Source organism: Afipia massiliensis (genome assembly GCF_014203115.1).
Taxonomy (GTDB): domain Bacteria; phylum Pseudomonadota; class Alphaproteobacteria; order Rhizobiales; family Xanthobacteraceae; genus Afipia; species Afipia massiliensis.
Genome location: NZ_JACHIJ010000003.1, coordinates 115,674 through 141,859 on the forward strand (window position 1 = coordinate 115,674; position 26,186 = coordinate 141,859).

Genomic DNA, 26,186 nt, shown 5'->3' on the forward strand with positions numbered 1-26,186 from the left:
CCCCCCATGAACCGGACCGGACTTTTCATCGCGCTCGCGCTTTCGGTGGTTTTCGGATTGCTGTTCGGCCTCTATCCCGAACTCGATCTGAAAATCGCCGCGCTGTTCTATGACGCGACGGCCAAGACTTTCCCGCTGAAGACGGCGACGTGGGCGATGATCGCGCGCGACGGCGCGATGTGGATCGCGTGGGCGCTCGTCATGCCGGCATTGGCCGCGCTGGTCGTCAAGCTGGTGCGGCCGGTGAAGCCGCTGATGATCTCCGGTCGCGCGATGGTGTTTCTGATCGTGACCATGCTGCTGTCGGCGATCATCATCTCCAACGTTATCTTCAAGGGCTATTGGGGGCGTCCGCGTCCCGTGGTGGTGACGGAATTCAACGGCAAGCTCGACTTCATGCCGTGGTGGGACCCGCGCGGCGCGTGTCCGAAGAACTGCTCGTTCTTCTCCGGCGAAGGCGCCACCGCGTTCTGGACCTATGCGCCCGCGGCGCTGACGCCGCCGGCGTGGCGCCCCGTCGCGTATGTTGCCGCGACCGCGTTCGGTCTTGTGACCGGCGGCTTGCGGATGGCGTTCGGCGGACACTTTTTCACCGATGTGCTGTTCTCCGGAATCGCGTCCTTCCTCGTGATCTGGCTGGCTTACGCTTTCATCTACCGCTGGCCGTCGACGCGGCTGACCGACTATGGCATCGACGTCGCGCTGACGCGCTTTGCGTGGCCGGGCTACCGCTGGATGCAGAAACGGCTGGGCAAAGATGTCGGCGAGACCCCGCGCATCAGGCCGGGCGGAGAAGTTGGAAGCCAGCTTCCCTCGTCCTGAAGCTTCAGCGTCGTCCCGGCGAAGGCCGGGACCCATACTCCCTGTCGGCGGAGTTTATGTGAGGTCTTGGCGGAACAGATTCTACGGGGGTTATGGGTCCCGGCCTTCGCCGGGACGACGAGAGTGAAACCCGCCGGGCTTCCCATTGTCCGCCAATCTTCCTATAGAAGCCGATCTGATCCCGGCGCGGAGGTCGGGCCATTGCCCGGCGTGACCCAGCACGTCAGCCGCCAATAAACGCGTTCCCGTCCGCGCGAGGTTTGTTCGTCGCGCACCCAGACCGCCAAACGAAATTGCCCGAATGGAAGTTCTATGAGTACGATTCTGAAGAGCCTTCCCAAAGGAGAAAATGTCGGCATCGCTTTCTCGGGCGGGCTCGACACCAGCGCGGCGCTGCTTTGGATGAAGCAAAAAGGCGCCCGCGTCTTTGCCTATACGGCGAATCTGGGCCAGCCTGACGAGGCCGACTACGACGAGATTCCGCGCAAGGCCATGGAGTTCGGCGCCGAGAAAGCCCGCCTGGTGGATTGCCGCACGCAGTTGGTTCACGAAGGCATCGCCGCCATTCAATCGGGCGCCTTCCATGTCTCGACCGGCGGCATCGCATACTTCAACACCACGCCGCTCGGCCGCGCCGTGACCGGCACGATGCTGGTCTCGGCCATGAAGGAGGACGGCGTCAACATCTGGGGCGACGGCTCGACCTACAAAGGCAACGATATCGAGCGGTTCTACCGCTACGGACTGCTGACCAATCCGGACTTGAGGATCTACAAGCCGTGGCTCGACGATCAATTCATCGACGAACTCGGCGGCCGCGCGGAAATGTCGGCGTTCATGACCGCCCACGGTTTCGCCTACAAGATGAGCGCCGAGAAGGCGTATTCGACCGACAGCAATATCCTCGGCGCCACGCATGAGGCGAAGGATCTCGAACACCTCGACAGCGACATCAAGATTGTCAATCCGATCATGGGCGTTCCGTTTTGGCGTGACGACTGCGTCGTCAAGGCCGAAAAGGTCGCGGTACGATTTGTGGAAGGTCAGCCCGTCGCGCTGAACGGTCAGACCTTCGCAGATCCTGTCGCGCTGTTCCTCGAGGCCAATGTCATCGGCGGCCGACATGGTCTTGGCATGAGCGACCAGATCGAGAACCGGATCATCGAGGCGAAGAGCCGCGGTATCTACGAGGCGCCCGGCATGGCGCTGCTCCACATCGCCTATGAACGTCTCGTCACCGGCATCCACAACGAAGACACCATCGAGCAATACCGGATCAGCGGCATGCGACTTGGCCGGTTACTCTATCAGGGACGGTGGTTCGATTCCCAGGCCTTGATGCTGCGCGAAACTGCGCAGCGCTGGGTGGCTCGCGCGATCACTGGGGAGGTGACGCTCGAACTGCGCCGCGGCAATGACTACTCGATCCTGAACACCGAGAGCCCCAATCTGACCTACGCGCCGGAACGGCTGAGCATGGAGAAGGTCGAGGATGCACCGTTCACGCCAGGCGACCGCATCGGTCAGTTGACGATGCGCAACCTCGATATTTCCGATACGCGCGGCAAACTGGATCTCTACACAAAGATGGGCTTGCTGTCGGCCGGCGAGGGCTCTCACATCCCCAAGCTCGACAGCGACAAAAGCTGAAACGCCCCAACCGAAAACGGGATTGCACATGAGTTGGGAGTACATCGCGCCGGATGGGGAGATCTTCTCCCCTCATCGGTATCCCAACGGGCTTTTCCGTGTGGCGGATCCTGCCCTGGGCGACGTCAAGCATCATGCCAAGAATCAGCTTTCGGTCCGGGAAGACCAGATCGAAAGCTACCTGCAGAAGGGTTTCTGGCTGCGCATGAAAGGCGATGTCGCCGGCAAGGTGGTTTTGATCTCTGCGTCGGACATCAAGCGGACCTGAATCCGCTTGCCGGCTGTGGTGTGCGTTGTGCTTTCAAAGTCTCGCGTCAGGAATGCGCCGGTGAAAAGATCAGTTTCACGCAGGTGCGGAAGGCGAGAATCTGCCGCTCAAGCCGGCGCGGGTCGTTCAGCGTCTTCGACATGATGATGCCGCCGTCAACGATGCACGACATCATCTCGGCGAGATCGTCGAGATCGATCGGCTCCCTCGGCGGATGAACCGCTGCGATTCCTTCGAAGATAGCGCGGAAGCGCGCGTTCCAGCCGCGCACCGATTGCGCCGTGAGATCGCGCACCTCGCGGTCGAACAGCCGCTCCTGATAACAGATGCTCGCGATCAGACAGCCGGGATGGCCGTTCGGCAGATCGGCCATGATCTCCGCGAGCAATTTCAGCGAAATCAGAAATGCCTGCAAAGGATCGTCGGACAACTCCGCGCCGCGTGTGAAGATGTCATCGAACAGTTTGTCGTTGGTCTCGACGTAACGGCGCACCATTTCGCGCGCCAGCGCGTTCTTGTCCTTGAAGTGATAGAAAAAACCGCTCTTGGTCAGTCCGGCTTCCGCGATGACCTCGTAGATTGATGTCGCGCCGAAACCTTTGGCAAGCACGGCGGCTTCCGCGATTCCGAGAATCCGCTCTCGCGTGACTTCGCCTTTTCCCATGTGCGCCTCCAGCAATCGGACGTGGTCGCAGCAAGAAATAAAACTGCACCGCCGGTCTGGTTTTCGGCGCGCGCGCCGCTGCGCGCGGTCCGGCGGATCGATCAAACAGTTGATTTTATAGCACTTCCCGGTCGCGGCTTCAGCAGTACCATGAGGATTCTAGTATCCCGCGACATCTTGCGGCATCACTGCGGCCAAACCGGAGTCGTCGTGCCCGCGACAGCCGCATGGTATTTTTCGGAGTAGACACAATGGCCAAGTATCGACACGACCTGCCGCAGCAGCGTGGCGGCATTTTTCTGACCGACGGCGGCATGGAAACGTCGCTCATTTTCAATGACGGCGTGGATCTGCCTTACTTCGCGTCCTTTGTCCTGCTTGACACGGCGGAGGGCCGGGCGCTGCTGACGAAATATTACGAGAGCTATCTTGCGATCGCGCGCGACAACGGCCTCGGCTTCGTGCTCGACACGCCGACTTGGCGCGCCAATTCGGACTGGGGTGCGAAGCTCGGTTATGATGCAGTTGCGTTGAAATCGATCAACACCCGCGCCGTCGCGTTTCTCAAAGGCCTGCGCGCGAAGTGGGAGAGCGCAGAGATGCCCTGCGTCATCAGCGGCGCGATCGGGCCGCGCGGTGATGGCTACAAGGCGGGCAACATGGACGCCGATGAGGCCGAGGCCTATCACAGTACACAGATCGCCGCGTTTGCCGAAGCAGGCGCCGACATGGTGACGGCTTTCACGCTCACCGGCATCAACGAAGCCATCGGGATCGCGCGCGCGGCGCGTGCAAATGCGATTCCGTGCGCCATCTCGTTCACGGTGGAGACCGATGGCCGTCTCATCAAGGGCGAGACGCTGCGACAAGCCATCGAAACCGTGGATCGCGAAACACAGAACGCGGCCGTTTACTTCATGATCAACTGCGCTCATCCGGCGCATTTCGAGCAGGCGCTGCAGGCGGGCGAGCCGTGGATGGCGCGCATCCACGGGGTGCGTGCCAATGCCTCGGCGAAAAGTCATGCCGAGCTCGACGAATCCGAAACGCTTGATGCGGGCGATCCGTTCGATCTTGGCCAGCGTTACCAAGGGCTGCGGCGCGCGTTCCCGGCGATGCGGATTCTCGGCGGCTGCTGCGGCACCGATCACCGCCACGTTGCCGCGATCTGCGAAGCCTGCCTGCCGCCGCGTGCGCTCAGCGCGTGAACCTGGATGAGCAAAACAAAAAAACGGCCGGGAAAATCTCCCGGCCGTTTTCTTTTGTGCGTTCTGCCTCAGCGGCGCGGCGGCGCCGTGCCCGGAGGCGGTGGCGGCAGCGAAGCCTGTCCGCCGTTCAGCAGCGGCGTGATGTTGCGGATGGTGACGCGGCGGTTGCGCCGCTCCGCTCCATCTGTCGGCACCTTCAGGTACTGCTCGCCGTAGCCCTGCGACGTCAGATTTTCCGCAGGCACGTTGAACTGCTGGGTCAGCAGCGTGGCGGCCGATTCAGCGCGGCGATCCGACAGCGACAGGTTGTCGACCTCGTTGCCGACCGCATCGGTGTGGCCCTCGATCAGGAACACCGTGCGCGGGTTGGCAGTGATCACCCGATTGAGTCCGTCGGCGATCGCCTGCAGCTTCGCGGCCTGATCCGGTGGGACTTCCCACGACCCGGTCTCGAAGTTGATGGTGTCGAGATCGATGCTCGGCATGCGCTGGCGCACCGACGGGCTGTAGCGGATTTCATCGAGCGAATAACGCCGCTCAATGCGCTCGACCGGGGGCGCCATCATGGTCTCATAGAGCAGTTCAGGCGGCGCATCTTCCGCCTCGACGATGTAACGATCCTGCGGAATGCGCAGCACCGGCGGCGGCAGCGCGACGAAGTAGCCGCCGATGGCGCCGGCGACCACACCGGCGGCCAGGCCGGCACCGAAGCCGGGTCCTCCGCGAGGCCTGTTGTCGATGATGATGACCTCGCGTCCGCGGTCGTCACGGCGGATGCGCCTGAGCAATCTGCCGTCGCGGTCGTTGACCGTGATGATCTGCGTGCCGTCGGGCCGCACCACGACGGTTCGGGTGTCGTTGCCGTCGCGTGTCACGCGCACGTCGCGTGCGCCGTAACGGAAGCGATCGACTTCGTTGTGACGGACGAACGATTGGCCGTTCGGATCCTGAATGATCACGCGGCCGGGTTCACGGAAGACCGTTCGTCCACCCTCCTGAGTCTGGCGGCGCTCCGAGCGGAAATCGTCCATCCGCCGTCCGCTGCCCGGAGCGGCCGTCGGTGCGATCGGCTTGAGTGCGCCCGGAGTTGCCTGAACCGCAGCAGGTGCGGGCGGCAGCGGCGCGGCCACCGGAGCCGTCACAGGCGAGACCGGTGTGCCGGCGGGCAGACCCGGCGGTGGGCCCTGACGCTGACCGCGGCGTCCATCAGGTCCTGGCTGTCCCGGAGCAGGCGGCTGGCCCGGTGCGGCTCCCGGTGTTGCAGGCGGAGTTGCGCCGGGCGTTGCCCCCGGAGTTGCTGGCGGCGTTGCACCCGGTGTTGCGGGAGGTGTCGCGCCGGGAGTCGCCGGAGGCGTTGCGCCTGAAGGTGCGGAAGGCGTTGCTCCCGGTGTTGGGGAGGGCGTCCCCGGAGCTGTTGCAGCCGGTGGCGTCGTGGGTGCCGGCGTCGGCCCAGCGCCAGGTGCTGGCGGACGCGCGCCATCGGGACGTTGCGGTGTCACGTCACGCACGCCGGGCGCGACCGGAGGCGCACCCGGCGGACGCGATTGCGCGGGCGCGGTCGATGGCGCACCGGCGGGCGGTGTCGCGCCCGATGGTGCTGCGCCAGGAGCTGCGCCGGATGCTGGCGGAGGCGGCGTTGCGGGGCGTGCTGCCGGAGGCGGCGGAGGTGCAGTCGTCGGCGCGGGCGCAGCCTTCGGAGCTGCCGCTGGTGGTGGAGGGGCAGCCTTAGGTGCCGCAGGGGGTGGCGGTGGAGGCGCAGCCTTCGGAGGCGCTGGCGGTGGCGGCGGAGCGGCCTTCGGTGGCGCGGGTGGCGGAGGTGGTGCGGCCTTTGGAGGCGCAGGCGGCGGCGGTGGCGCGGCCTTCGGTGCTGCCGGCGGCGGCGGCGGTGCTGCCTTTGGAGGTGCCGGTGGCGGCGGAGGTGCAGCGCGCGGCGGAGGCGGTGGAGGAGGAGCAGCCTTCGGCGGTGCAGGCGGTGGCGCAGGTGCGGCCTTCGGAGGCGCCGGTGGAGCTGCCTTCGGCGGAGCCTTCGGTGCGTTCGGGTCCGCAGGTGCTGCGGCCTGTGCGACGACGATCGACGATGTCTCGGCGTGAGCCGGAAGCTGCGCGAGCTGAACGGCAGCGATCGCAGTCGTCGTCAACAGAAGGAGTCGAATGTTCTTCATGGGGCCTCTGGGGTGAGAAGAAAGTGAAGCAGCCGGAAAGCTGTCGCCCGTCGCAACGAAGTGAACTGCGATCAGTGGATAGTGATTAGGCAGTAATGTGGCGAAGCCAAAACGGGATCAACTATTTCGCGCAACACGGCGAATCGCCGCGTCCAGAATGAATGTACGTTAAGATACGACGCGCAGAAGCGTCGCAATACTCTCATCGTGCCAAGCATAGTTGCGTTGCACCAGAACTCATTTTCGATCAGGGGTCTCGACGGGCGGCGTGCGCTGGCCGCGTCCCGGCAATTCATCGGGCGCGTTCGGGGGAAGCTCGCGCGGCGAGTCCGGCTCCACCGGATCGTGCATCGGCGGCGGCACTTCGGGCCGCGGATTGCCCGGCGGACTTTCCTGCGGCGGCTCGGTGGGATTCCCGGGCGTCGCCGGCGGTGGAATCTCCTGCGGCTCGCCGGGCATTTGCGCGCGCTTCGTCACATCGAGATTCGCTGTCACATCGCGGCCTTTCGGTTTCCCGCCATCCTGACCTCTCAAGAATCGGTCGGTCATCGGTCGTCGGTCCAGCAGAGGCAACGAACGGAGGAAAACTATGTTCCGCTGCGAACGGCGCGGATATCGCCGATTTCCCGATATTGACAGCGAGGCGGCAAGCCACGGAGATAGCAACAGCAGATCATGAGGGGAATATCCGATGCCGCTCGCCTACTGGTGCGTCCTGATCGCCGCGCTGTTGCCTTACGTGCTGGGGAAATACGCCAAGCTTGGTGTCGAGAGCGACAACCGGTATCCGCGCGAGGATTACGACAACCTGCCGCCGAAAAACCGGCGGGCCTATGCCGCGCATCAGAATGCCCTCGAAACGTTTCCGTTCTTCGCGGTCGCGGTGGTAATCGCGCTCACCATGGGCGCACCGGTCTACACGGTGAACCTGCTTGCGGTGCTCTATATCCTGCTGCGGATTGCCCACGCGCTGCTGTACATCTTCAACCAGCCGACCGCGCGCTCGCTGGTGTTCGCCGCGGCCATGGCGGTCGGTGTCGCGATCTTCGTGCTGCCCGCGTTCAAGTAGAACGGGTCAATCCGGATCAAGATTCGTCTCTCCGCTCATTCCCGCGCAAGCGGGAATCCAGTTTTCAAAAAGACTGGGTCCCCGCCTTCGCGGGGATGAACGGGAATGGAAATCTTGTTCAATTGATATCGTGAAACGCGCCTAATCATTCAGGCGTGTGGCAGACGGCCTCGATGTTGTGGCCGTCGTGATCGAATACGAACGCGCCGTAATAGTTGGCGTGATAGTGCGGACGCAGGCCCGGCGCGCCGTTGTCGCGTGCGCCCGCCGCGAGCGCTGCCTTGTAGAACGCATCGACAGCCGCGCGCGTTTTTGCAGCGACCGCAACATGCAGCGGATACGCGATCTTGCCTTCCCCGCCGATCCAGAAATCCGGCTTGCCGTTCTCGCCGAAGCCCGCCGCGGGTGCGCCGCTGGGATTAACGGCGGCGGGGACTTCCATGATCAGCTCGTAGCCGAGCGGTGCAAGCACCTTGGCGTAAAAAGTCTTCGCGCGTTCGTAATCGGAGACCGCGAAACCCATGTGATCGATCATGCCTCGTTCCCTCTATGATTTTCGCACCAGCAGCGTGTTGCTGCGGGTCTTTCCCGCGATGCCGTAGCCGAGGCCGACCATGTCCTTGATGCAGTCGTGCAGCCAGTCTTTTCGTTCCAGATGTTCGATGGCGACGGCGCGCGGCCATAATGACTCCGGCGCTTCACGGAAGAACGGCGTCAGCACGCGGTCTTCATAACCTTCGACGTCGATCTTGAGCGCATCGACGCGCGTTATTCCGGCATCGCGCAGGATCGTCAGCAGCCGGTGCGCGGCCACCTTGGTGCCGCCGGTTTCCGAAATGTGGCTGGCGCCCAGATTGCCGCCGTCGGTCTCGATCATCAGTTCGCCTTCGGTGTCGCCTGCCGCGGCGACTACCAGCGAAAGATTTCCCAGCTGCGAGGCGCGGGCGTTGAAGGCGAGCCGCGCGCTCGACACCGGATGTGGTTCGATGGCGATGACGCGGCCGTTCTCGCCGACATGCTTGGCCAGCGCCACCGCATAGGTGCCGACATTGGCGCCGACATCGACGAAGGTGCCGCCGCGCGGCGCGTGCTCGCGCAGGAAATCCAGCTCGGGCAGATTGTAGTCGGGATTGAACAGCGCGCCGCGCTCAGTCCCGCTGGCCAGATGATGCAGCCGGAACGATGCGCCCTGATAGGTGGCGTCGATGGGGCCGGAGCCAAACATATGAACCAGCCGCGACAGCCATGGCCGGAACGCGCCGCGCTTGAGGCCGGAGCCGTGCGCGGCGGCGATCACCGCGCGCTGCAGGGCGTTGGGAGCATAACTGCCGAATGGCTTTTGGTTGTCGTTCATGGCGCAAGTCATCGCGCAGCAGCCGCGATGTTTCAAGGGCTCAGCGGTTGCGATCCTGCAGATACTGCTCGAACCGGCTGGCGGCCTGCCCATCGGCCCTGATTTCAGGATCGAGCGTGTACAGTTCCTCCGCCCGCCCGATCCCGCGCAGCGCGTAACGCCCGGTCGAGACGAAATGTGCGCTTCCGGGTGGATTGATCCCGGCGAGAAACGCCGACGACACCAGAAGCTCGCGCTCGATGGTGCGGCACATCGAGGCGATGCGGCTGACCTCGTTGACCGCCGGACCCACCACGGTGAAGTCGAGCCGCTCCTCGCTGCCGATATTACCGTAGAACACCTCGCCGACATGCAGGCCCACATAGGCCGAGGTGGTCGGCCTGTTCTCGGACGCGCGCCGTTCGTTGAGAACCTGAATATTCTTTCTGAACTGGTTCTCCGCGCGCAGCGCCGCGCGCCGTGCCGCGCCCATGTCGTCTTCATTGAAGATGGCGAGCACGCCATCGCCCATCAGCTTGAGGACGTCGCCGCCCTCGTCGTGAATCGCGCTGATGGCCGCGTCGGCATAATCGTTGAGGAAGGGAATGATCTCGGCAGGGTCCATCGCCTCGCCGATCGCCGTCGAGCCGCGCAGGTCGGAAAACCACAGCACCGCATTGATGCGATCGGCGACGCCGCGTGAAATGCGCCCGCTGAGAACCCGTTCGGCGGCATCGCGGCCGAGATAGACGTGACCGATGGTGCGGGCGATGCGGGCATGCGCGGCCGATTTCACCGCCAGCCCGAGCAGGGGCACGAGGTCGCGCATCGCGCCGAGCGTGTCCTCGTTGAAGCCGTTCTCGTGGCGCATGCACCAGAGCGAGTAGACGCAGTCCATTTCGCCGATGATTCCGGCATCCCCAAACCGGTGAATGAACGTCGCGAAGTGCCTGTGCCCGTCTCCGACGAGCTTCGTCGTCATCTTGAAGTGCTCGTCATCGCTGTCGATGCAGAGTTCGTTCTGGCCGGTTTGAAGCATGGTGTAGAACGGCGAGCGCCGCCAGTTTTCGGCGGCCTCCCCTTCGCTGGTCGACTCATACTCGAAGAGGTCGCTCTCATTGGACTCGACGTCGCTCCAGCGAAAGCCGCGGCCCTCGAAAACCGGATGCAGCGTGTCGATGAACACGATGCCGCGCGACAGCTCCAGCCCGGCCGCCCTGCTGCGCTCGCAGAACCCGCGCACAAGGTCGGTTTCAGCAACGCCGGACAGGCCGGCGCCGGCCAGCCAGTTCATGATCTCGAGCCGGGAAGATAGATCCATACGGATTCATCGCGCGGGATTGGTGATGTTTCAAGGCAATATCCGGAAAGACCGGCGAAAGCCGCTACCTTGCCGCGCCCTTTGTCCCTTTGATGAGATTGTTGCGCAGCGCGACGATGCCCTTCTGCATTTTCGCGAACTCGTCGGGCGTCAGCCCTGACTCTTTCACCAGGTTCATCGGCAGGGCTTTCTCGCGCACACGGCGGCCGGCATCGGTCAGGCTGACCACGACCTGGCGTTCGTCCTTGGGATCGCGGCGTCGGCGCAGATAGCCCATCGCCTCGAGGTTCTTCAGGATCGGCGTTAGCGTGTTGGATTCGAGGAACAGCTTCTCGCCGAGACTGCTGACGGTCTGGTTGTCCTGCTCCCACAACGCCACGATGGCGATGTATTGGGTATAGGTGAGGCCCAGTTCCTCGAGGATCGGCTTGTAGGCCCGCCCATAGGCGAGATTGGCCGAATAGATCGCGAAACACAGGAAGTCCTGGAGCCGCGGGTCTGTCTTTGGAGCGGTTTTCGGCGCCGCTGCTTTCGCTGCGGACTGTCTTGCCTTTGCGGTTGTCATCGCCGGTCCTCCGGGCACACGGGAACGTGATCCTTCGGGCCTGATATATATCGGATGCGATTAAATCGGAAGGGTTGACATCTCGGACGGCCGGCGTATTTACACCGCATCCGATTAAATCGGATACGAGTTAACTGCGTTCAACCTCAAGGACCACATCATGATCACCCAGATCGACAAGGTGCTCTACACCGGCAAGACTCACACCACCGGCGGCCGCGATGGCGCATCCCGCTCGTCCGACGGCCGCATCGACCTCAAGCTGTCGCCTCCCGGTTCGGCCGGGCAGGGCACCAATCCCGAGCAACTGTTCGCGGCCGGCTGGTCGGCCTGCTTTATCGGCGCGATGAATCGCGCGGCCAGTGGCCTCAAGGTGAAGCTGCCCGCCGACCTCGCCGTCGACGCGGAAGTGGATCTCGGAACGGCGGGCGACGAATACTTCCTGCAGGCGCGCCTCAACGTCAGCCTGCCGGGTCTGGACCGCGATGTCGCCCGCGCCGTGGTGGACGGTGCCCATCAGATTTGTCCGTACTCCAAGCTCACGCGCGGCAACATCAACGTCGAACTGAATCTGGTGTGAGCCGGAACCGAAGCCTGCCCCAAGATTCAGGGCAGGCTTCCTTCGCCCTCGCTGTCGGCCATGCCGGGCATGGCCTTGTCTCTCACGGAGCATCAAAATGACTTACGCACTTACCCGCGCCTCGCCTCAGAGCGACTTTCATTCGACCACGCTGATCACGGCCGTGGTGGCCGCTGTCGCCACCTTCGTCACGATCGTTATGGGTCTGCCCACCTGGGCTGCGTTTCTCGGCTGGGTTGGCTACAGCATCAGCGGGCAAACCACGCGTGAAGGGGCTGCAAACCTGGTTTCGTTCCTGCTGGGTCTGGCCTTCGGGCTCGGGACCGGTGTGGTCATCGAATTCCTGACGCCAGCGCTCGGCAGTGCTGCCGCGCCGCTCGCCGTCTTCGGTGTTGTGATCGTTGTGATGAGCCTTCGCTCGCTGTCACCGATCAACAACCCGCTTGCCTATTTCCTGGGGCTGATCAGTTTTTTCGCGTCTGCCCAAATGTCGTCACTGTCCCTGCTGGCGATGTTGGGTCCCGCCGGGGTGCTCGGCGCTGTGTCGGCGTGGACGGTCAGCTATCTTCAGTCTCGCCTGCAGCAGGCTGCGTGACGGTTCCCGCAACGTACAACGACAACAGGAGACTTCCATGTCCGGCTTCATCAACGCGAACCGCCGAAACTTTCTTCAGACTGCGGGCACCGGCGCGGCCGCACTCGCCGCAACGGGATTCGGACTGATCCAGTCCGCCCACGCACAAACCGCAGCGGCTCCAGCCTCATCCGTTTCTTCGGCACCGATGGGCCCGATCAAACAGATCAATGCCGGCACGCTGAATGTCGGCTATTATGAAACCGGTCCCGCGAATGGCCCCGTTGTCATTCTGCTGCACGGCTGGCCTTACGACATTCACAGCTTTGCCGATGTTGCGCCGCTGCTGGCGGCGAAGGGCTATCGCGTCATTGTCCCGCATCTGCGCGGCTACGGCACGACGCGTTTTCTCTCCAGTGACACGCCGCGCAACGGTCAGCAGGCGGTGCTCGCCGTCGACATCATCGACTTGATGGATGCGCTCAAGATTCAGAAAGCCGTCATCGCCGGCTACGACTGGGGCGCGCGCACCGCCAACATCGTCGCGGCGCTGTGGCCGGAGCGCGTCAAGGCGATGGTGTCCGTCAGCGGTTATCTGATCGGCAGCCGCGAGGTGAACAAGAAGCCGCTGCCGCCGAAGGCCGAGTTGCTGTGGTGGTATCAATTCTACTTCACCACGGAGCGGGGCCGCGCCGGGTATCAGCAGAACACCCATGAGTTCGCGAAGCTGATCTGGCAGCTCGCGTCGCCGAAGTGGAATTTCAGCGACGAGACCTTCGCGCGCAGCGCCAAGTCCCTCGACAATCCGGATCATGTCGCGATCTCGATTCACAATTATCGCTGGCGACTGGGCCTTGCCGAAGGCGAAGCGAAGTATGACGATCTCGAAGCGCGGCTCGCGCAAGGTCCCACCATCACCGTGCCGACCATCACCATCGAAGGCGACGCCAACGGTGCGCCGCATCCGGAGCCTGCGTCCTATGCGAAGAAGTTCACTGGCAGGTATCAGCACCGGCTGCTCACGGGCGGCGTCGGACACAACCCGCCGCAGGAAGTGCCGCAGGCGTTTGCGCAGGCCGTGATCGACGTCGACGGATTTTGATTGGAGCGACCGGCGAACCCACAGTCGTCATGCCCGGGCTTGTCCCGGGCGTCTACGTCTTGCCTTCGAAAGCCCGTTAAAAACGTGGATGGCCGGGACAAGCCCGGCCATGACGAAGAGTAAATCGAATCGCACTTAACGGAAGCAACCTCACACCTGCCGTTCGACCATCTTCAGCTTGAGGTCGGCGATGGCTTCCGAGGGGTTGAGACCCTTCGGGCGCGCCTTGGCGCAGTTCATGATGGTGTGGCAGCGATAGAGCCGGAACGGATCTTCCAGGTTGTCGATCCGCTCGCCGGATATCTTGTGGACAAATGAATTTGCCCACCGATTGGGATGCAAGCGGATAGCGGATCAACGCTTAACTGGCTTCGTCGGGGGCGCTTCCGTGCATTGTTCAAGAAAAAGAAAATACGATCGATTGATCGGGATCGTTGGTCGCCTTGGCATCTCGGCCGTTGGTTTGGCCGCCATCGCAGCGCCGGGGCAATCCCAGGAAATTTCAGCCCGTCCGTTTGCCTATGTGCCGTCCTACTCCTGGGCCGGCGCATATATCGGCGTGCAGGTTGGCCATGGCTGGGGCCACAGCCACTATGCGTCCACGCCTCCGTGGTCACCTCAACCGGGGGTTCCGATGGACATGACCGGAGGCGTGGTCGGGCCGTATGTGGGATACAATTTTCAGTCCGGCGGATTGATGGCTGGCATCGAAGCCGATTTCGCAAAGACATGGCTGCGCAGCCAGTCGGTGCTCAATCCTTTCGATGATAGCACTGTGAAATCTGAAATCGACTGGACGGCCTCCGTTCGCGGACGCGTGGGTTATGCGTTCGGCAATGTGATGCCCTACATCGCCGGCGGCGTGACGTTCGCAGGCGTCAATTTTCCTTACGTTTTGCCCGGCAGCCCGGGCATCACGCACGACAACCAGCAAACACGGGTCGGATGGACCGCAGGCGCCGGGCTCGAATACGCTGTCCTTGGCAATCTGATTTTGCGTGGCGAGTACCGCTACACCGACCTCGGCGAGAAATTTGAGGTAAAGCGAGTCGGCACGGGAATTCATTTTTCGGATGCGTCCGTCACAAACCACGAGTTCCGTGCAGGCGTGGCCTTGAAGTTTGGCGGCGCTCCTTCTTCGTCGATCGACCGCGCGCTCTCATTTTCGAATGCGCCGCCTGTCGTCTGGAGCGGTCTCTATGCCGGTGCGCTGGCCGGCTTTAACCGGAGCCAGTCAACCTACGTAGGTCTCGCCAGCCCGGCAGATTATGTTCCATTGAATCCATCGGGGACAGTGCCCTGGATTTATGCTGGCTATAATTTCCAATTCGGCCGAACCGTGCTCGGCATTGAGGGAGATGTTCTGCTTTCAAAGATGGTTGGCGGGGGTGCCTTGATTGATCATCTGGGCAGGGTCCATCCCGGACTCCGGGTGACGTCGGAGCTGGACAATGCATGGTCGGTTCGCGGGCGGCTTGGTTTTGCGTTCGGCAACTTCCTGCCTTACATCACGGTAGGCGTCGCAGGGACCGATCACAGTCACACCATTCATTTCGCCGGGCCGCAGCATGCTTTCGACGAGCGCTTCACAAGCTGGACCGCCGGCGCGGGACTGGAATATGCGGTGAGCGATCACCTGATTCTGAGGACCGAATACCGCTACATCCCCTACGGGCAGGCGACCAATCGTCACTCGGTGTCGAATACGGTTGATTTGACCGTTGACGAGGTGCGGGTCGGCGTCGCTTTCAAGCTCTGATCCTGCGGCGCGCTGAAAGGACGTTGCAGTCGAAAGCGGATTGATCAGTTCAACAACAAAAATGCCCGCTTCTCAAGAAGCGGGCATTTTGATTTCCTGCGATGGCTCGGCGATCACACCTGCCGTTCGACCATCTTCAGCTTGAGGTCGGCGATGGCTTCCGAGGGGTTGAGACCCTTCGGGCAGGCCTTCGCGCAGTTCATGATGGTGTGGCAGCGATAGAGCCGGAACGGATCTTCCAGATTGTCGAGCCGTTCGCCGGTGGCCTCGTCGCGCGAATCTTTCACCCAGCGGTCGGCGGCCAGAAGCGCGGCCGGGCCGAGGAAGCGGTCAGAGTTCCACCAGTAGCTCGGGCACGAGGTCGAGCAGCAGGCGCAGAGAATACATTCGTAAAGACCGTCGAGCTTGGCGCGGTCTTCCGGCGACTGCTTCCATTCCTTCTGCGGCGTGGGGCTGGTGGTGTGCAGCCACGGCTCGATCGAGGCGTACTGGGCGTAGAAGTTGGTCAGATCCGGCACGAGATCCTTCACCACCGGCTGATGCGGCAGCGGATTGACCTTGATCGGTCCGGCTTCGACCTCGTCCATTGCGCGGGTGCAGGCCAGCGTGTTCTGGCCGTCGATGTTCATGGCGCAGGAGCCGCAGACGCCTTCGCGGCAGGAGCGGCGGAAGGTCAGTGTCGGATCGACGTTGTTCTTGATCCAGATCAGGGCGTCGAGAATCATCGGCCCGCAATCGTGGGTGTTCACGTAATAGGTGTCGATGCCCGGATTTTTTCCGTCGTCCGGATTCCAGCGATAGACCTTGAACTCGCGCAGTTCGGTCGCGCCGGCCGGCTTCGGCCATTCCTTGCCGCCAGAGATGGTGGAGTTCTTCGGCAGTGTGAATTGAACCATGGTCTCGAACCTTCGCTTGTTCGCTTAACTCTATCCGGCGATCAGTAAACGCGCGCTTTCGGCGGAATGTACTGAACGTCGTTGGTCATCGTGTAGTCGTGCACCGGGCGGTAATCGATGGTCGAGTTGCCCTTGTCGTCGATCCACGACAGCGTGTGCTTCATCCAGTTCTTGTCGTCACGATCCGCGAAATCCTCGCGGGCATGGGCGCCGCGGCTCTCGGTGCGGTTGGCGGCTGAGTCCATCGTCACCACGGCCTGAGAAATCAGGTTGTCGTATTCGAGGGTCTCGACGAGATCCGAATTCCACACCAGCGAACGGTCGGACACGCCGATGTCGCCGATGCCGCCGTAAACCTTGTGGATCAGCTCCTGGCCTTCCTTCAGAACGTCGCCGGTGCGGAACACCGCGCAGTTGTTCTGCATCACCTGCTGCATGTTCTCACGCAGCTTCGCGGTCGGCGTGCCGCCCGCGGCATGGCGGAAATGATCGAGGCGTCCGAGCGCGAGATCCGAGGAACTGGCGGGCAGGTCCGGCTGCGAGGCATTGGCGGTGAGCCTCTCGGCGCAGCGCAGCGCCGCGGCGCGGCCGAACACCACGAGATCGATCAGCGAGTTCGAGCCGAGACGGTTGGCGCCGTGCACCGACACGCAGGCGGCTTCGCCGACCGCCATCAGGCCCGGGACCACCGCGTTGTCGTCGCCGTTCTTCTTGGTGACGACTTCGCCGTGATAGTTCGTCGGGATACCGCCCATGTTGTAGTGCACGGTCGGGATCATCGGGATCGGTTCGCGGGTCACGTCGACGCCAGCGAAGATGCGCGCCGACTCCGAGATGCCGGGCAGGCGCTCGTGCAGGATCTTCGGATCGAGATGGTCGAGATGAAGGTAGATGTGATCCTTCTTCTTGCCGACACCGCGGCCCTCGCGGATTTCGATGGTCATCGCGCGCGAGACCACGTCGCGTGACGCGAGATCCTTCGCCGACGGTGCATAGCGCTCCATGAAGCGCTCGCCTTCCGAGTTGACGAGATAGCCGCCTTCGCCGCGCGCGCCTTCGGTGACAAGGCAGCCCGATCCGTAAATACCGGTCGGGTGGAACTGGACGAACTCCATGTCCTGCAGCGGCAGGCCGGCGCGCAGCGCCATCGCGCCGCCGTCGCCGGTGCAGGTGTGCGCCGAGGTGCATGAGGCATAGGCGCGGCCGTAGCCGCCGGTGGCGAGAATCGTGGTCTGGGCGCGGAAGCGATGGATCGTGCCGTCGTCGAGCTTGAGCGCGATCACGCCGCGGCAGACGCCCTGATCGTCCATGATCAGGTCGATGGCGAAGAACTCGATGAAGAACTCAGCCTGATGGCGCAGCGCCTGGCCGTACATGGTGTGCAGCATGGCGTGGCCGGTGCGGTCGGCGGCGGCGCAGGTGCGCTGGGCCTGGCCCTTGCCGTAGTCCAGCGTCATGCCGCCGAACGGACGCTGATAGATCTTGCCGTCTTCGGTGCGCGAGAACGGCACGCCCCAGTGTTCAAGTTCGTAGACGGCCTCGGGCGCGTGGCGCACCATGTATTCGATGGAGTCCTGATCGCCGAGCCAGTCCGACCCCTTGACGGTGTCGTACATGTGCCAGCGCCAGTCGTCCTTGTGCATGTTGCCGAGCGAGGCGGAGATGCCGCCCTGCGCCGCGACAGTGTGCGACCGCGTCGGGAAAACCTTGGTGATGCAGGCCGTGCGCAGGCCCGCTTCCGAGCAGCCGACCACCGCGCGCAGACCCGCGCCGCCGGCGCCGACGACGATCACGTCATAGGTGTGGTCTTCAATTGCGTAGGCAGCCTTCCCGTTAGCATTGCCGTTCGTGCCGGGCGTGCTCTGGCCATTCGATGCCATCAATTAAACTCCCGACGACAGTTTGATAATGGCGTAGATCGATGCGAGACCGACCGCCGCCGAAAAGAAGTTGTTAGCGATGATCGCGGCGAGCTTTGTTTTCTCGTCGGTGACGTAATCTTCCAGCACGACCTGCATGCCGATCTTCATGTGCCAGACGCTGGCGATGATGAAGAGGATCATGATAACGGCGACCAGCGGCGAGCCGAGGATCTGCGCCGCGCCGGCCTGATTGCGGCCGAGCAGCGACATGATGATCACGATCACCGGTACGAACAGCAGCACCATCGCGATCGCGGTGACGCGCTGGCGGAAGAAGTCCGAGGTGCCTGCTTTCGCGGAACCAAGTCCGCGGACGCGGGCGAGCGGCGTGCGGATCGAGGCAGACGGCTTGGCGTTGTTGGCGCTCATCGTCCGCCTCCCACTGCGAAAGCGACGACCCACACCACGATCGTCAGGGTGATGGAGCCGATCAGGGCGGCGCGGGTGAGCCATTCGCGCTCGCTCGGGCCGAAGCCGTAGCCGAGATCCCAGATGAAATGCCGGATGCCGCTCAGCATGTGATGCAGCAGTGCCCACGTGTAACCGAACACGATGACGCGCCCGATCCAGCTCGAGGTGAAGCCCTGGATATTGGCGTAGGCGCCGGGACCGGAGGCGGTGGCGATCAGCCACCACGCCATCAACAGCGTTCCGACATAAAGGGCGATACCGGTGATGCGGTGGACGATGGACATCGCCATCGTCAGCGTCCAGCGGTAGGTCATGAAAGGTGAAAGCGGACGGTCGATCCTGGGTGCCATGCGCGACTTTAAGGTTTGCAGCAGACCAAAGCTGCCGACTTTTTATGCGGGACCGGGTTCTTAGAGGGCTTCTATTTACGGAGAAGGCGGAACGAGCGCAACGCAGAATTGACCAAGGATTGAATCTAAAACCGCTTCTTTATCCGCAGTTTAGTCCTTCTGGCATACATGTTTCTCGTATACCACAGAACCCGCAAACACACCTGAAGCGGGATTCACCGCGCGCTCTGGAAATGGATTGAAATGCTTGGGCATCCCGGCGACAAGGCCGCCGCATGATCGCCGGTCTGACCACCCCGCAACTGCTTGAACTTGTTCTGCTGCTGCTGGCGACCGGCGCGCTGGCAGGGTTTCTGGCCGGGATCTTCGGCATCGGCGGTGGCGCCGTGCTGGTGCCGGTGCTGTACGAATGTTTCCGCATCGCCGGCGTCCCGATGGACGCGCGGATGGCGCTCTGCATCGGCACGTCACTGGCCATCATCATCCCGACCTCGATCCGCTCATGGCAGGCCCACCACAAGCGCGGCAGTGTCGACATGGACATCCTCAAGAGGTGGGCGCTGCCGGTGCTCGGCGGCGTGATCCTCGGCAGCGTGATCGCGCGCTACGCGCCCGAGAAACTGTTCAAGGTCGTGTTCGTCGGTGTGGCGTGGTCGGCGGCGGCCCGGCTGCTGCTCGGCAAGGAGAACTGGCGGCTTGGCGATGAGATGCCGAAAGGCATTTTCATGAAGGTCTATGGATTCTTCATCGGCCTGCTCTCTACCTTGATGGGGATCGGCGGCGGGCTGTTCTCGAATCTGCTGATGACCTTCTACGGCCGTCCGATCCATCAGGCGATTGGCACGTCGGCGGGCCTCGCGGTGCTGATCTCGATCCCCGGCGCGCTCGGCTACATCTATGCAGGCTGGCCCGCCGCGTCGCGCTTTCCCGAAGTGGCGGCGCTGCAACTACCGTTCGCGGTCGGTTACATCTCGCTGATCGGCGCGGCGCTGGTGATGCCGACGAGCTTGCTGGTCGCGCCGCTCGGCGTGCGCGTCGCGCATTTTCTCACCAAGCGCAAACTCGAAATCGCGTTCGGGATTTACTTGCTGGTTGTCAGCTCGCGCTTCGTGGTGAGTTTGGCGTTCGGTGTTTAGCTACTTCTTGTAAATCCCGGCATACGTGTCGCGCAGCACATTCTTCTGCACCTTGCCCATGGTGTTGCGCGGCAGGTCGTCGACGAAGATCACGCGTTTCGGCATCTTGAATTTCGCCAGCCGGCCGTCGAGTGCGTGCAGCACAGCGGCTTCGTCGAGCGGCGTTTTTTTGTCGCCGACCACAACTGCCGTGACGCCTTCGCCAAAGTCCGCATGCGGCACGCCGATCACCGCCGACTCGGTCACACCGGGAATGGCGTCGATCTCGCTCTCGACTTCCTTCGGATAAACGTTGAAGCCGCCGGAGATCACCAGATCCTTGCCGCGCCCGAGAATGTGGACATAGCCGCGCGCGTCGATCTTGCCGAGATCGCCGGTGATGAAGAAACCGTCCTTGCGAAACTCCGCCGCGGTCTTGTCGGGCATGCGCCAGTAGCCCTTGAACACGTTCGGGCCCTTGACCTCGATCATGCCGATCTCGTCACGCGCGAGTTCTTTTCCGGTCTCCGGATCGGTCACGCGCACCGACACGCCCGGCAACGGGAAGCCCACAGCACCCGGCACGCGGTCGCCGTCGTAGGGGTTCGACGTGTTCATGTTGGTTTCGGTCATGCCGTAGCGCTCAAGCACCGCATGCCCGGTGCGCGCCGACCATTCGCGGTGGGTCTCGGCGAGCAGCGGCGCGGAACCGGAGATGAACAGCCGCATGTGCGACGTGGATGCATTCGTGAGGTTCGGGCTTTGCAGCAGCCGCGTGTAGAACGTCGGCACGCCCATCAGCACGGTGGCGCGAGACATCAATTTAATGATGAGTTCGGGATCGAGCTTCGGCAGGAAGATCATCGACGCGCGCGCGAACAGCGTGACGTTGCTCGCCACGAACAGCCCATGCGTGTGATAGATCGGCAATGCGTGGATCAGCACGTCGTCTTTTGTAAAGCGCCAGTAATCGACGAGGCTTTGTGAGTTCGACGCCAGATTATCGTGGGTCAGCATCGCGCCCTTGGAGCGGCCGGTGGTGCCCGAGGTGTAGAGAATGGCGGCGAGGTCATCGCCCGCGCGCGGCACGGTGGTGAAATCGGGCGCGGCCTTCGCGGCGCCGTCGCTCAGCGATCCCTTGCCGTCGGCATCGAGCGTCTCGACCTCCGCTCCGGATTTGGCGGCGAGCGCGCGGATGCCGTCCGCCTTCGACGGATCGCACACGATCAGCGACGGCTCGGCATCGCCGATGAAGTATTCAAGCTCGTTCAGCGTGTAGGCGGTGTTGAGCGGCAGGTACACCGCGCCCGCACGCACCGTCGCCAGATACAGCACCAGCGCCTCGACCGACTTTTCCGTTTGCGCTGCAACACGGTCGCCCGGCTTGACCCCGCGTGAGGTGATGAAATTTGCCACGCGTCCCGATTGTGCGATCAGATCAGCATAGCTGATGCGTGTTCCGTCCATGGTCTCGATGGCGAGCCTGCCGGTGTCGGCAAGCCCATCGAACAGGCGTGAAAACAGGTTGGCGTTCGCGGCGGCGTTCATGCAACATTTCCAGTGCGGGACGTGATCGGGATACCCCGCGCGTCTTAGAGTATTTTTCGGTCGAGTGGAATTCGGTTAGCGGCTGGAAGTGCTACAATTGTTTGCGCGTATTCTAACCGCAAAACCGGTATCCACTTTTGCGGAATACGCGCGTGCAAAACCATCCTTCACAAGGCAACGGAGACAACCGGCATGAGCAATAACAAGAAACGTGTGGCCTGGATCACGGGCGGGGGCAGCGGCATCGGTCTCGCCGGTGCGGAGGCGCTGGCCGCGGAGGGATGGACCGTGGTGATCTCCGGACGCCGCAAGGATGTGCTCGACGAGGCTGTAGCGAGCATCGTCAAATCCGGCGGCAAGGTCGAGGCGATGGCGCTCGACGTCAGCAGCGCCGCGGATGCCGAGAAGGTAGCCAAGGAGATTGTCGCGAAACACGGCCGCATCGATCTTCTGGTCAACAGCGCCGGCGTCAACGTGCCGAAGCGGAGCTGGGACGACATCACCACCGAGGGCTGGGACAAGCTGGTCGATATCAATCTCTCCGGCGTGATGTACTGCATGCGCGCGGTGCTGCCCGCGATGCGCGCGCAGAAGGACGGCGTGATCATCAACGTCGCGTCATGGGCGGGACGTCACGTTTCGAAAATGACCGGGCCTGCCTACACCACGACCAAGCACGCGGTGCTGGCGCTGACTCATTCGTTCAACATGGATGAATTCAAGAACGGCCTGCGCGCCTGCTGTCTCTCTCCCGGCGAAGTCGCAACGCCGATCCTGAAGCTGCGTCCGGTGCCGCCTTCGAAAGAAGACATGGCGAAGATGCTGCAGCCGGAAGATCTCGGCCGCACCATCGCATTCGTCGCCAGCATGCCGCCGCATGCCTGTATCAACGAGATTTTGATCTCGCCGACGCACAACCGCAGCTTTGTGAATCCGACGCTGTTGTGAGAGGTGCGGTAAAAAATCGGGGCGACGGGTCCATTCTAGCGTCGTCCCGGCGAATGCCGGGACCCATAACCACTAAACCATCTGTTGAGAGCAGATGATGGACATCTCCCTTCAACTACTTCGACAGGGGTGATGGACCCCGGCCTTCGCCGGGGCGACCGGGAATATTGGATTGGTCGTCCCGGCAAGCGAAGCGCAGGCCGGGACCCATAACCACCGCATCACGATTGAATGCGAAATGGTCGCCAGCCTAATCTATCTGCATGTACCACGTTTACATGCTCGCCAGCGATCGCCATGGGACGCTATACGTCGGCGTTACCAATTCGATGCTCAATCGACTTGAGCAGCATCGCGTCGGCAACGGTTCAGCCTTCGTCGCGAAGTATAAAGTTCATCGACTGCTGTCATCTCGCATCAATTTTCCTGACAGGGGTGATGGGTCCCGGCCTTCGCCGGGACGACGCGAGAGCAGTTTCACGCGCCCGTCATGCCGCGCCACGTGCGGAACCCGATAAAGTTTCAAACTCCCGAAAATTTATTTCCTGAAACGCACTGCGAATGCCCCGCGTAGCTGGGGACAATAGCGGCGCGGTCGATCCTCTATCTCACCCGCTGCTGTTGCCGCCCGGCGGATGTCCGCCGGGCTTGTCAATTTCATCGGGAGACGAAACCATGTCCAAGAATCTTTCAACCCGCGTTGCTCTGTTGTCCGCCGCCGCAATCGGCGCGCTGGCCCTGACGGCCTCCATCACCGTGCCGGTTCAGGCGCAGGACAAGATGATGAAGAGTGAAATGTCCGGCGAGAAGACCGTGATGGTCGGCGGCGCGGCGATGTTCCCCTCGAAGAACATCGTTCAGAACGCGGTGAACTCCAAGGATCACACCACACTCGTCGCCGCAGTGAAGGCTGCGGGTCTGGTCGACACACTGTCGAGCAAGGGCCCGTTCACCGTATTCGCGCCGACCAACGCCGCATTCGGCAAGCTGCCGGCCGGCACCGTTGACACGCTGGTGAAGCCTGAGAGCAAGGCGACGCTGACCAAGATCCTCACCTACCACGTGGTGCCCGGCAAGCTGAGCGCCGCCGATCTCACCGACGGCAAGAAGCTGACCACAGTGGAAGGCGAAGCCCTCACCGTGAAGCTCGACGGCAAGAAGGTCTGGCTGATCGATGCCAAGGGCGGCAAATCGGCCGTCACCATCGCCGACGTCAACCAGTCGAACGGTGTGATCCATGTTGTCGACACCGTGCTGATGCCGGCGTCGTAAGGCTGACGACACGCTTCTCCCTCTCCCCGGCGAAAGGGCGTTCACGCCCGTCTTCGACCTGCCATGCGGGGAGAGGGAGCTGTCACGATTAGGCCCTTGAATCCGGGCCGTAGTCCTTTCGAGCTATGGAACGGGCGTCATCGCCATCGCGTTGACGTATATGAGCGAACAGCTTGAGGTTCTTGGTGAGATCCTCGCGCGATTGATCCGGGACCGGGAAAAGTTCGAGAAGCTGCTTGAGAATCCTATTGATGCTCATTCGGACGAGTGCGCCCGTCAGGCGCTCGCCGGAACGGAGTTGTTGATCGGCGATGTGAATCGTCAAATTGAAAAACTGTCGGCTGCTGAGCTCGAGGCTGCGTCCGACAGTTCGCAACTGACCACCTGGTTCCGCATCATCGAATAGGAAGCAGTCGGTCGCAAACGGGGTCGTCCCGGCAGCGAAGCGCAAGCCGGGACCCATAACCACCGACTTGTCGCAGGATAGTTGAATTGCCTTTGCAACCGCGCTGACAGGGGTGATGGGTCCCGGCGTTCGCCGGGACGACACTTCTCGGATTGCGTCGTCGTACCCTCTGACGCTCCCCCTCGCGGCTTTGTGAACGGCCATCGCGGCGTTTCACCACTGCCTTGACCCGCGAATTTGACGACGCGGGGCGTAACAGGGACTAGAATGCCGCGTATGGTGTTTGTGACATCGTGAAACCGGAAACGCTCATGTCCAGCATCTTCGCCGATCATTCGTCGGCAACGGCTCCGGCCGCAGCAACAAACAGGATCATCCAGCCTGCCTGGGTTCGGATCGTGCACTGGATCAACGCGGTGGCGATGATCCTGATGATCATGTCCGGCTGGCAGATCTACAACGCCTCGCCGCTGTTCAGTTTCACCTTCTCGCGCTCGATCACGCTGGGCGGCTGGCTCGGCGGCGCGCTGCAATGGCATTTCGCGGCGATGTGGCTGTTGATGGTCAACGGGCTGGTCTATCTGACGCTGGGCCTGATCACCGGGCGGTTCCGCAGGAAGCTGCTGCCGATCACGATCGATGGCGTCGTTGGCGACACCAAGGCCGCGCTGACCGGCAAGCTGTCGCACGCCGATCTCTCCACCTACAACTATGTGCAGAAGCTTCTGTACGCCGGCATCATCGTGGTCGGCATCCTGATCGTGCTGTCGGGGCTGGCGATCTGGAAGCCGGTGCAGTTGCAATGGCTGACCGCGGTGTTCGGCGGCTACGAGGCGGCGCGTTACGTCCACTTCTTCTGCATGGCCGCGATCGTCGGGTTTCTGGTGATCCATGTCGCGCTGGCGCTGCTGGTGCCGAAAAGCCTGCGCGCCATGATTATTGGCCGTTGAGGGAGAACTCATCATGGGCCGCATCCGCAAACTTCTGATTCCCGGCGTCGACAAGCAGTTGCTGGTCAGGGACGCGACAAAGCTGTTGCCCGAGCTATCGCGCCGCCGCTTCATCGCGGGCGGCGCCAGCCTCGGCGCGCTGACGCTGCTGACCGGCTGCGATGTCACCGACAGCTTTTCGGCTGAATCGATGCTGACGCAAATCTCGAAATTCAACGACGCGGTGCAGGCCGCGATGTTCAATCCGAACACGCTGGCGCCGACCTTCCCGGAAAGCGCGATCACGCGGCCGTTCCCGTTCAACGGCTATTACGCGCTGGAGGATGCGCCGAAGATCGACGGCAGCACCTGGAAGCTCGAGGTGCGCGGCCTGGTCGAGAACAAGAAGTCCTGGACGCTCGATGAACTTTACAAGCTGCCGCAGGAAAACCAGATCACGCGGCACATCTGCGTCGAGGGCTGGAGCGCGATCGGAAGCTGGACCGGGGTGCGGCTCAGTCATTTCCTGCAACTGGTCGGCGCAGACACGAAGGCAAAGTACGTCTGGTTCAATTGCGCCGATGTGGACGGCTACAATTCACCCCTGGACATGCCGAGCGCGCTGCATCCGCAGACCCAGATGACGTTCCGCTTCGACAACGAAATCCTGCCGCGCGCCTATGGCTACCCGATGAAGATCCGGGTGCCGACCAAGCTCGGGTTCAAGAACCCGAAATACGTGGTCTCGCTGGAGGTCACCAACGACTACAAGGGCGGCTACTGGGAAGACCAGGGCTACAACTCGTTCAGCGGCAGCTAGGGCTGCTGGGCGGGTTCATCGCAAAGCTCAACCGTCGAGCCGGTTGCAGTGTTTTGCGTCGTCCTGGCGGGTCCGGCTTCGCCGGCCTGCGCTGCGCTTGCCGGGACGACCGATAGATTTCCTCCCATTGCGCAAGGAACGCGGCTCTCAGGGAGCGTCGTTATCCAGCCGCGCTCACGACCCATGCGCAAAACGCGGGCGTGATTCGCTGCTGCCGCCAAAACAGGCATTTGCCGTACCTGCATACTATTGCCTCAAAAGCAGTCGCACCTTCACATGTTGCTGACGTAATTGTGAGCAATCTTAATGCGCGTTAACTCCTTAAAAAACAATCAGTTAAGCGAACCGCGACATCGGGTCGCCGTGTGATGTTGTTGCAATGCACACCGGCACGATTCATGCTGAGACCTATCAGCAAGGATCGTGAATCAGGTCGCGTTAAGGGGTTGTTCCCGGCCGCTCCGGGTTTCGGCCATGCGAAAATAAGAAGGA

Annotated in this window: 29 protein-coding genes and 1 pseudogene; 17 read left to right on the forward strand and 13 right to left on the reverse strand. The window is 62.4% G+C overall.

The window, feature by feature from the left end:
• Window positions 1–6 precede the first annotated feature (6 nt).
• The 3 genes from HNQ36_RS10105 (at window position 7) to HNQ36_RS10115 (ending at window position 2,740) form a co-directional block, all read left to right on the forward strand.
• Window positions 7–822, forward strand: a complete 816-nt coding sequence (locus tag HNQ36_RS10105) for a phosphatase PAP2 family protein (RefSeq protein WP_184084352.1) — start codon at window positions 7–9, stop codon at window positions 820–822.
• Window positions 823–1,134: 312 nt separating this feature from the next.
• Window positions 1,135–2,472: an argininosuccinate synthase gene (argG, locus tag HNQ36_RS10110; protein WP_184084354.1), complete on the forward strand. Its 1,338-nt coding sequence runs from the start codon at window positions 1,135–1,137 to the stop codon at window positions 2,470–2,472.
• 28 nt (window positions 2,473–2,500) lie between these two features.
• On the forward strand, window positions 2,501–2,740 hold the full coding sequence (locus tag HNQ36_RS10115; protein WP_184084356.1) for a hypothetical protein: 240 nt from the start codon (window positions 2,501–2,503) through the stop codon (window positions 2,738–2,740).
• Window positions 2,741–2,786: 46 nt separating this feature from the next.
• Here the strand turns inward: HNQ36_RS10115 and HNQ36_RS10120 are convergent, their stop codons facing one another.
• On the reverse strand, window positions 2,787–3,404 hold the full coding sequence (locus tag HNQ36_RS10120) for a TetR/AcrR family transcriptional regulator (protein WP_184084358.1): 618 nt from the start codon (window positions 3,402–3,404) through the stop codon (window positions 2,787–2,789).
• 251 nt (window positions 3,405–3,655) lie between these two features.
• Here HNQ36_RS10120 and HNQ36_RS10125 point away from each other — a divergent pair, with 251 nt between their 5' ends.
• Window positions 3,656–4,612 (forward strand): homocysteine S-methyltransferase family protein, encoded by a 957-nt coding sequence (locus tag HNQ36_RS10125; protein WP_184084360.1) that lies wholly within the window; start codon window positions 3,656–3,658, stop codon window positions 4,610–4,612.
• 68 nt (window positions 4,613–4,680) lie between these two features.
• Here HNQ36_RS10125 and HNQ36_RS26560 read toward each other — a convergent pair whose 3' ends face one another.
• Window positions 4,681–5,754 (reverse strand): OmpA family protein, encoded by a 1,074-nt coding sequence (locus tag HNQ36_RS26560; RefSeq protein ID WP_347339954.1) that lies wholly within the window; start codon window positions 5,752–5,754, stop codon window positions 4,681–4,683.
• A gap of 289 nt (window positions 5,755–6,043) precedes the next feature.
• Here HNQ36_RS26560 and HNQ36_RS26565 point away from each other — a divergent pair, with 289 nt between their 5' ends.
• On the forward strand, window positions 6,044–6,703 hold the full coding sequence (locus HNQ36_RS26565; protein WP_347339955.1) for a hypothetical protein: 660 nt from the start codon (window positions 6,044–6,046) through the stop codon (window positions 6,701–6,703).
• 308 nt (window positions 6,704–7,011) lie between these two features.
• Here HNQ36_RS26565 and HNQ36_RS10135 read toward each other — a convergent pair whose 3' ends face one another.
• A complete protein-coding gene (locus tag HNQ36_RS10135) occupies window positions 7,012–7,323 on the reverse strand; it encodes a hypothetical protein (protein ID WP_430641360.1) in 312 nt (103 codons plus the stop codon).
• A gap of 142 nt (window positions 7,324–7,465) precedes the next feature.
• Here HNQ36_RS10135 and HNQ36_RS10140 point away from each other — a divergent pair, with 142 nt between their 5' ends.
• Window positions 7,466–7,843: an MAPEG family protein gene (locus tag HNQ36_RS10140; RefSeq protein ID WP_184084364.1), complete on the forward strand. Its 378-nt coding sequence runs from the start codon at window positions 7,466–7,468 to the stop codon at window positions 7,841–7,843.
• Between the two features lie 145 nt (window positions 7,844–7,988).
• Here the strand turns inward: HNQ36_RS10140 and HNQ36_RS10145 are convergent, their stop codons facing one another.
• The 4 genes from HNQ36_RS10145 to HNQ36_RS10160 form a co-directional block, all read right to left on the reverse strand.
• A complete protein-coding gene (locus HNQ36_RS10145) occupies window positions 7,989–8,378 on the reverse strand; it encodes a VOC family protein (RefSeq protein ID WP_184084366.1) in 390 nt (129 codons plus the stop codon).
• 12 nt (window positions 8,379–8,390) lie between these two features.
• Window positions 8,391–9,209 (reverse strand): FkbM family methyltransferase, encoded by an 819-nt coding sequence (locus HNQ36_RS10150; protein WP_184084368.1) that lies wholly within the window; start codon window positions 9,207–9,209, stop codon window positions 8,391–8,393.
• Between the two features lie 28 nt (window positions 9,210–9,237).
• The gene (locus HNQ36_RS10155) at window positions 9,238–10,497 is read right to left on the reverse strand and encodes an adenylate/guanylate cyclase domain-containing protein (RefSeq protein ID WP_184084370.1); all 1,260 of its coding nucleotides are present in this window, start codon (window positions 10,495–10,497) and stop codon (window positions 9,238–9,240) included.
• Between the two features lie 64 nt (window positions 10,498–10,561).
• Window positions 10,562–11,062 (reverse strand): MarR family winged helix-turn-helix transcriptional regulator, encoded by a 501-nt coding sequence (locus tag HNQ36_RS10160; RefSeq protein WP_184084372.1) that lies wholly within the window; start codon window positions 11,060–11,062, stop codon window positions 10,562–10,564.
• Window positions 11,063–11,222: 160 nt separating this feature from the next.
• On the opposite strand from HNQ36_RS10160, the gene HNQ36_RS10165 reads away from it, so the two are divergent.
• The 3 genes from HNQ36_RS10165 (at window position 11,223) to HNQ36_RS10175 (ending at window position 13,318) form a co-directional block, all read left to right on the forward strand.
• Window positions 11,223–11,642 (forward strand): organic hydroperoxide resistance protein, encoded by a 420-nt coding sequence (locus HNQ36_RS10165; RefSeq protein WP_184084374.1) that lies wholly within the window; start codon window positions 11,223–11,225, stop codon window positions 11,640–11,642.
• Between the two features lie 97 nt (window positions 11,643–11,739).
• Window positions 11,740–12,237 carry a DUF1097 domain-containing protein gene (locus tag HNQ36_RS10170; RefSeq protein ID WP_184084376.1) on the forward strand — a complete coding sequence of 166 codons (498 nt, stop codon included), beginning with the start codon at window positions 11,740–11,742 and terminating at the stop codon, window positions 12,235–12,237.
• 37 nt (window positions 12,238–12,274) lie between these two features.
• Entirely contained in the window at window positions 12,275–13,318 is a 1,044-nt protein-coding gene (locus HNQ36_RS10175) for an alpha/beta fold hydrolase (protein WP_184084378.1), read from the forward strand.
• 150 nt (window positions 13,319–13,468) lie between these two features.
• Here HNQ36_RS10175 and HNQ36_RS10180 read toward each other — a convergent pair.
• Window positions 13,469–13,618: pseudogene (locus HNQ36_RS10180) on the reverse strand (succinate dehydrogenase iron-sulfur subunit); the annotation flags it as partial.
• A gap of 88 nt (window positions 13,619–13,706) precedes the next feature.
• Here HNQ36_RS10180 and HNQ36_RS10185 point away from each other — a divergent pair.
• A complete protein-coding gene (locus HNQ36_RS10185; RefSeq protein WP_347339961.1) occupies window positions 13,707–15,077 on the forward strand; it encodes an outer membrane protein in 1,371 nt (456 codons plus the stop codon).
• 113 nt (window positions 15,078–15,190) lie between these two features.
• Here HNQ36_RS10185 and HNQ36_RS10190 read toward each other — a convergent pair whose 3' ends face one another.
• Genes HNQ36_RS10190 through sdhC form a run of 4 tightly spaced genes read right to left on the reverse strand, consistent with a single transcriptional unit; the run spans window position 15,191 to window position 18,656 of the window.
• Window positions 15,191–15,973 carry a succinate dehydrogenase iron-sulfur subunit gene (locus HNQ36_RS10190; RefSeq protein ID WP_184084382.1) on the reverse strand — a complete coding sequence of 261 codons (783 nt, stop codon included), beginning with the start codon at window positions 15,971–15,973 and terminating at the stop codon, window positions 15,191–15,193.
• A gap of 41 nt (window positions 15,974–16,014) precedes the next feature.
• Window positions 16,015–17,853: a succinate dehydrogenase flavoprotein subunit gene (sdhA, locus tag HNQ36_RS10195; RefSeq protein WP_184084384.1), complete on the reverse strand. Its 1,839-nt coding sequence runs from the start codon at window positions 17,851–17,853 to the stop codon at window positions 16,015–16,017.
• A 3-nt stretch (window positions 17,854–17,856) separates the two neighbouring features.
• Entirely contained in the window at window positions 17,857–18,264 is a 408-nt protein-coding gene (sdhD, locus tag HNQ36_RS10200) for a succinate dehydrogenase, hydrophobic membrane anchor protein (protein WP_184084387.1), read from the reverse strand.
• Window positions 18,261–18,656, reverse strand: coding sequence for a succinate dehydrogenase, cytochrome b556 subunit (sdhC, locus tag HNQ36_RS10205; protein WP_184084389.1), 396 nt, complete (start codon window positions 18,654–18,656; stop codon window positions 18,261–18,263). The genes sdhD and sdhC overlap by 4 nt, the downstream gene beginning before the upstream one ends.
• Window positions 18,657–18,931: 275 nt before the next feature.
• On the opposite strand from sdhC, the gene HNQ36_RS10210 reads away from it, so the two are divergent.
• Entirely contained in the window at window positions 18,932–19,792 is an 861-nt protein-coding gene (locus HNQ36_RS10210) for a sulfite exporter TauE/SafE family protein (RefSeq protein WP_184084391.1), read from the forward strand.
• On the opposite strand, the gene HNQ36_RS10215 is transcribed toward HNQ36_RS10210, so the two are convergent.
• Entirely contained in the window at window positions 19,793–21,319 is a 1,527-nt protein-coding gene (locus HNQ36_RS10215; RefSeq protein WP_184084393.1) for a malonate--CoA ligase, read from the reverse strand.
• Between the two features lie 192 nt (window positions 21,320–21,511).
• On the opposite strand from HNQ36_RS10215, the gene HNQ36_RS10220 reads away from it, so the two are divergent.
• The 6 genes from HNQ36_RS10220 to HNQ36_RS10245 all read left to right on the forward strand — a co-directional run bounded on the left by HNQ36_RS10220 (window position 21,512) and on the right by HNQ36_RS10245 (window position 25,694).
• Complete coding sequence (locus HNQ36_RS10220) at window positions 21,512–22,267, forward strand: SDR family oxidoreductase (RefSeq protein WP_184084395.1); 756 nt, start codon at window positions 21,512–21,514, stop codon at window positions 22,265–22,267.
• Between the two features lie 263 nt (window positions 22,268–22,530).
• A complete protein-coding gene (locus HNQ36_RS26670) occupies window positions 22,531–22,785 on the forward strand; it encodes a GIY-YIG nuclease family protein (RefSeq protein ID WP_184084397.1) in 255 nt (84 codons plus the stop codon).
• Window positions 22,786–22,942: 157 nt separating this feature from the next.
• Window positions 22,943–23,539 (forward strand): fasciclin domain-containing protein, encoded by a 597-nt coding sequence (locus tag HNQ36_RS10230; RefSeq protein ID WP_184084399.1) that lies wholly within the window; start codon window positions 22,943–22,945, stop codon window positions 23,537–23,539.
• A gap of 160 nt (window positions 23,540–23,699) precedes the next feature.
• Complete coding sequence (locus HNQ36_RS10235) at window positions 23,700–23,945, forward strand: hypothetical protein (RefSeq protein WP_184084401.1); 246 nt, start codon at window positions 23,700–23,702, stop codon at window positions 23,943–23,945.
• Window positions 23,946–24,256: 311 nt separating this feature from the next.
• Window positions 24,257–24,895 (forward strand): cytochrome b/b6 domain-containing protein, encoded by a 639-nt coding sequence (locus HNQ36_RS10240; RefSeq protein ID WP_184084403.1) that lies wholly within the window; start codon window positions 24,257–24,259, stop codon window positions 24,893–24,895.
• Between the two features lie 13 nt (window positions 24,896–24,908).
• Complete coding sequence (locus HNQ36_RS10245; RefSeq protein WP_184084405.1) at window positions 24,909–25,694, forward strand: molybdopterin-dependent oxidoreductase; 786 nt, start codon at window positions 24,909–24,911, stop codon at window positions 25,692–25,694.
• Window positions 25,695–26,186 lie beyond the last annotated feature (492 nt).

Coding starts and splice junctions, on each gene's coding strand:
- HNQ36_RS10105 (WP_184084352.1), top strand. CDS start 7: ATGAACCGGACCGGACTTTTCATCGCGCTCGCGCTTTCGGTGGTTTTC.
- argG (WP_184084354.1), top strand. CDS start 1,135: ATGAGTACGATTCTGAAGAGCCTTCCCAAAGGAGAAAATGTCGGCATC.
- HNQ36_RS10115 (WP_184084356.1), top strand. CDS start 2,501: ATGAGTTGGGAGTACATCGCGCCGGATGGGGAGATCTTCTCCCCTCAT.
- HNQ36_RS10120 (WP_184084358.1), bottom strand. CDS start 3,404: ATGGGAAAAGGCGAAGTCACGCGAGAGCGGATTCTCGGAATCGCGGAA.
- HNQ36_RS10125 (WP_184084360.1), top strand. CDS start 3,656: ATGGCCAAGTATCGACACGACCTGCCGCAGCAGCGTGGCGGCATTTTT.
- HNQ36_RS10135 (WP_430641360.1), bottom strand. CDS start 7,323: ATGACCGACCGATTCTTGAGAGGTCAGGATGGCGGGAAACCGAAAGGC.
- HNQ36_RS10140 (WP_184084364.1), top strand. CDS start 7,466: ATGCCGCTCGCCTACTGGTGCGTCCTGATCGCCGCGCTGTTGCCTTAC.
- HNQ36_RS10145 (WP_184084366.1), bottom strand. CDS start 8,378: ATGATCGATCACATGGGTTTCGCGGTCTCCGATTACGAACGCGCGAAG.
- HNQ36_RS10150 (WP_184084368.1), bottom strand. CDS start 9,209: ATGACTTGCGCCATGAACGACAACCAAAAGCCATTCGGCAGTTATGCT.
- HNQ36_RS10155 (WP_184084370.1), bottom strand. CDS start 10,497: ATGGATCTATCTTCCCGGCTCGAGATCATGAACTGGCTGGCCGGCGCC.
- HNQ36_RS10160 (WP_184084372.1), bottom strand. CDS start 11,062: ATGACAACCGCAAAGGCAAGACAGTCCGCAGCGAAAGCAGCGGCGCCG.
- HNQ36_RS10165 (WP_184084374.1), top strand. CDS start 11,223: ATGATCACCCAGATCGACAAGGTGCTCTACACCGGCAAGACTCACACC.
- HNQ36_RS10170 (WP_184084376.1), top strand. CDS start 11,740: ATGACTTACGCACTTACCCGCGCCTCGCCTCAGAGCGACTTTCATTCG.
- HNQ36_RS10175 (WP_184084378.1), top strand. CDS start 12,275: ATGTCCGGCTTCATCAACGCGAACCGCCGAAACTTTCTTCAGACTGCG.
- HNQ36_RS10190 (WP_184084382.1), bottom strand. CDS start 15,973: ATGGTTCAATTCACACTGCCGAAGAACTCCACCATCTCTGGCGGCAAG.
- sdhA (WP_184084384.1), bottom strand. CDS start 17,853: ATGGCATCGAATGGCCAGAGCACGCCCGGCACGAACGGCAATGCTAAC.
- sdhD (WP_184084387.1), bottom strand. CDS start 18,264: ATGAGCGCCAACAACGCCAAGCCGTCTGCCTCGATCCGCACGCCGCTC.
- sdhC (WP_184084389.1), bottom strand. CDS start 18,656: ATGGCACCCAGGATCGACCGTCCGCTTTCACCTTTCATGACCTACCGC.
- HNQ36_RS10210 (WP_184084391.1), top strand. CDS start 18,932: ATGATCGCCGGTCTGACCACCCCGCAACTGCTTGAACTTGTTCTGCTG.
- HNQ36_RS10215 (WP_184084393.1), bottom strand. CDS start 21,319: ATGAACGCCGCCGCGAACGCCAACCTGTTTTCACGCCTGTTCGATGGG.
- HNQ36_RS10220 (WP_184084395.1), top strand. CDS start 21,512: ATGAGCAATAACAAGAAACGTGTGGCCTGGATCACGGGCGGGGGCAGC.
- HNQ36_RS26670 (WP_184084397.1), top strand. CDS start 22,531: ATGTACCACGTTTACATGCTCGCCAGCGATCGCCATGGGACGCTATAC.
- HNQ36_RS10230 (WP_184084399.1), top strand. CDS start 22,943: ATGTCCAAGAATCTTTCAACCCGCGTTGCTCTGTTGTCCGCCGCCGCA.
- HNQ36_RS10235 (WP_184084401.1), top strand. CDS start 23,700: ATGAGCGAACAGCTTGAGGTTCTTGGTGAGATCCTCGCGCGATTGATC.
- HNQ36_RS10240 (WP_184084403.1), top strand. CDS start 24,257: ATGTCCAGCATCTTCGCCGATCATTCGTCGGCAACGGCTCCGGCCGCA.
- HNQ36_RS10245 (WP_184084405.1), top strand. CDS start 24,909: ATGGGCCGCATCCGCAAACTTCTGATTCCCGGCGTCGACAAGCAGTTG.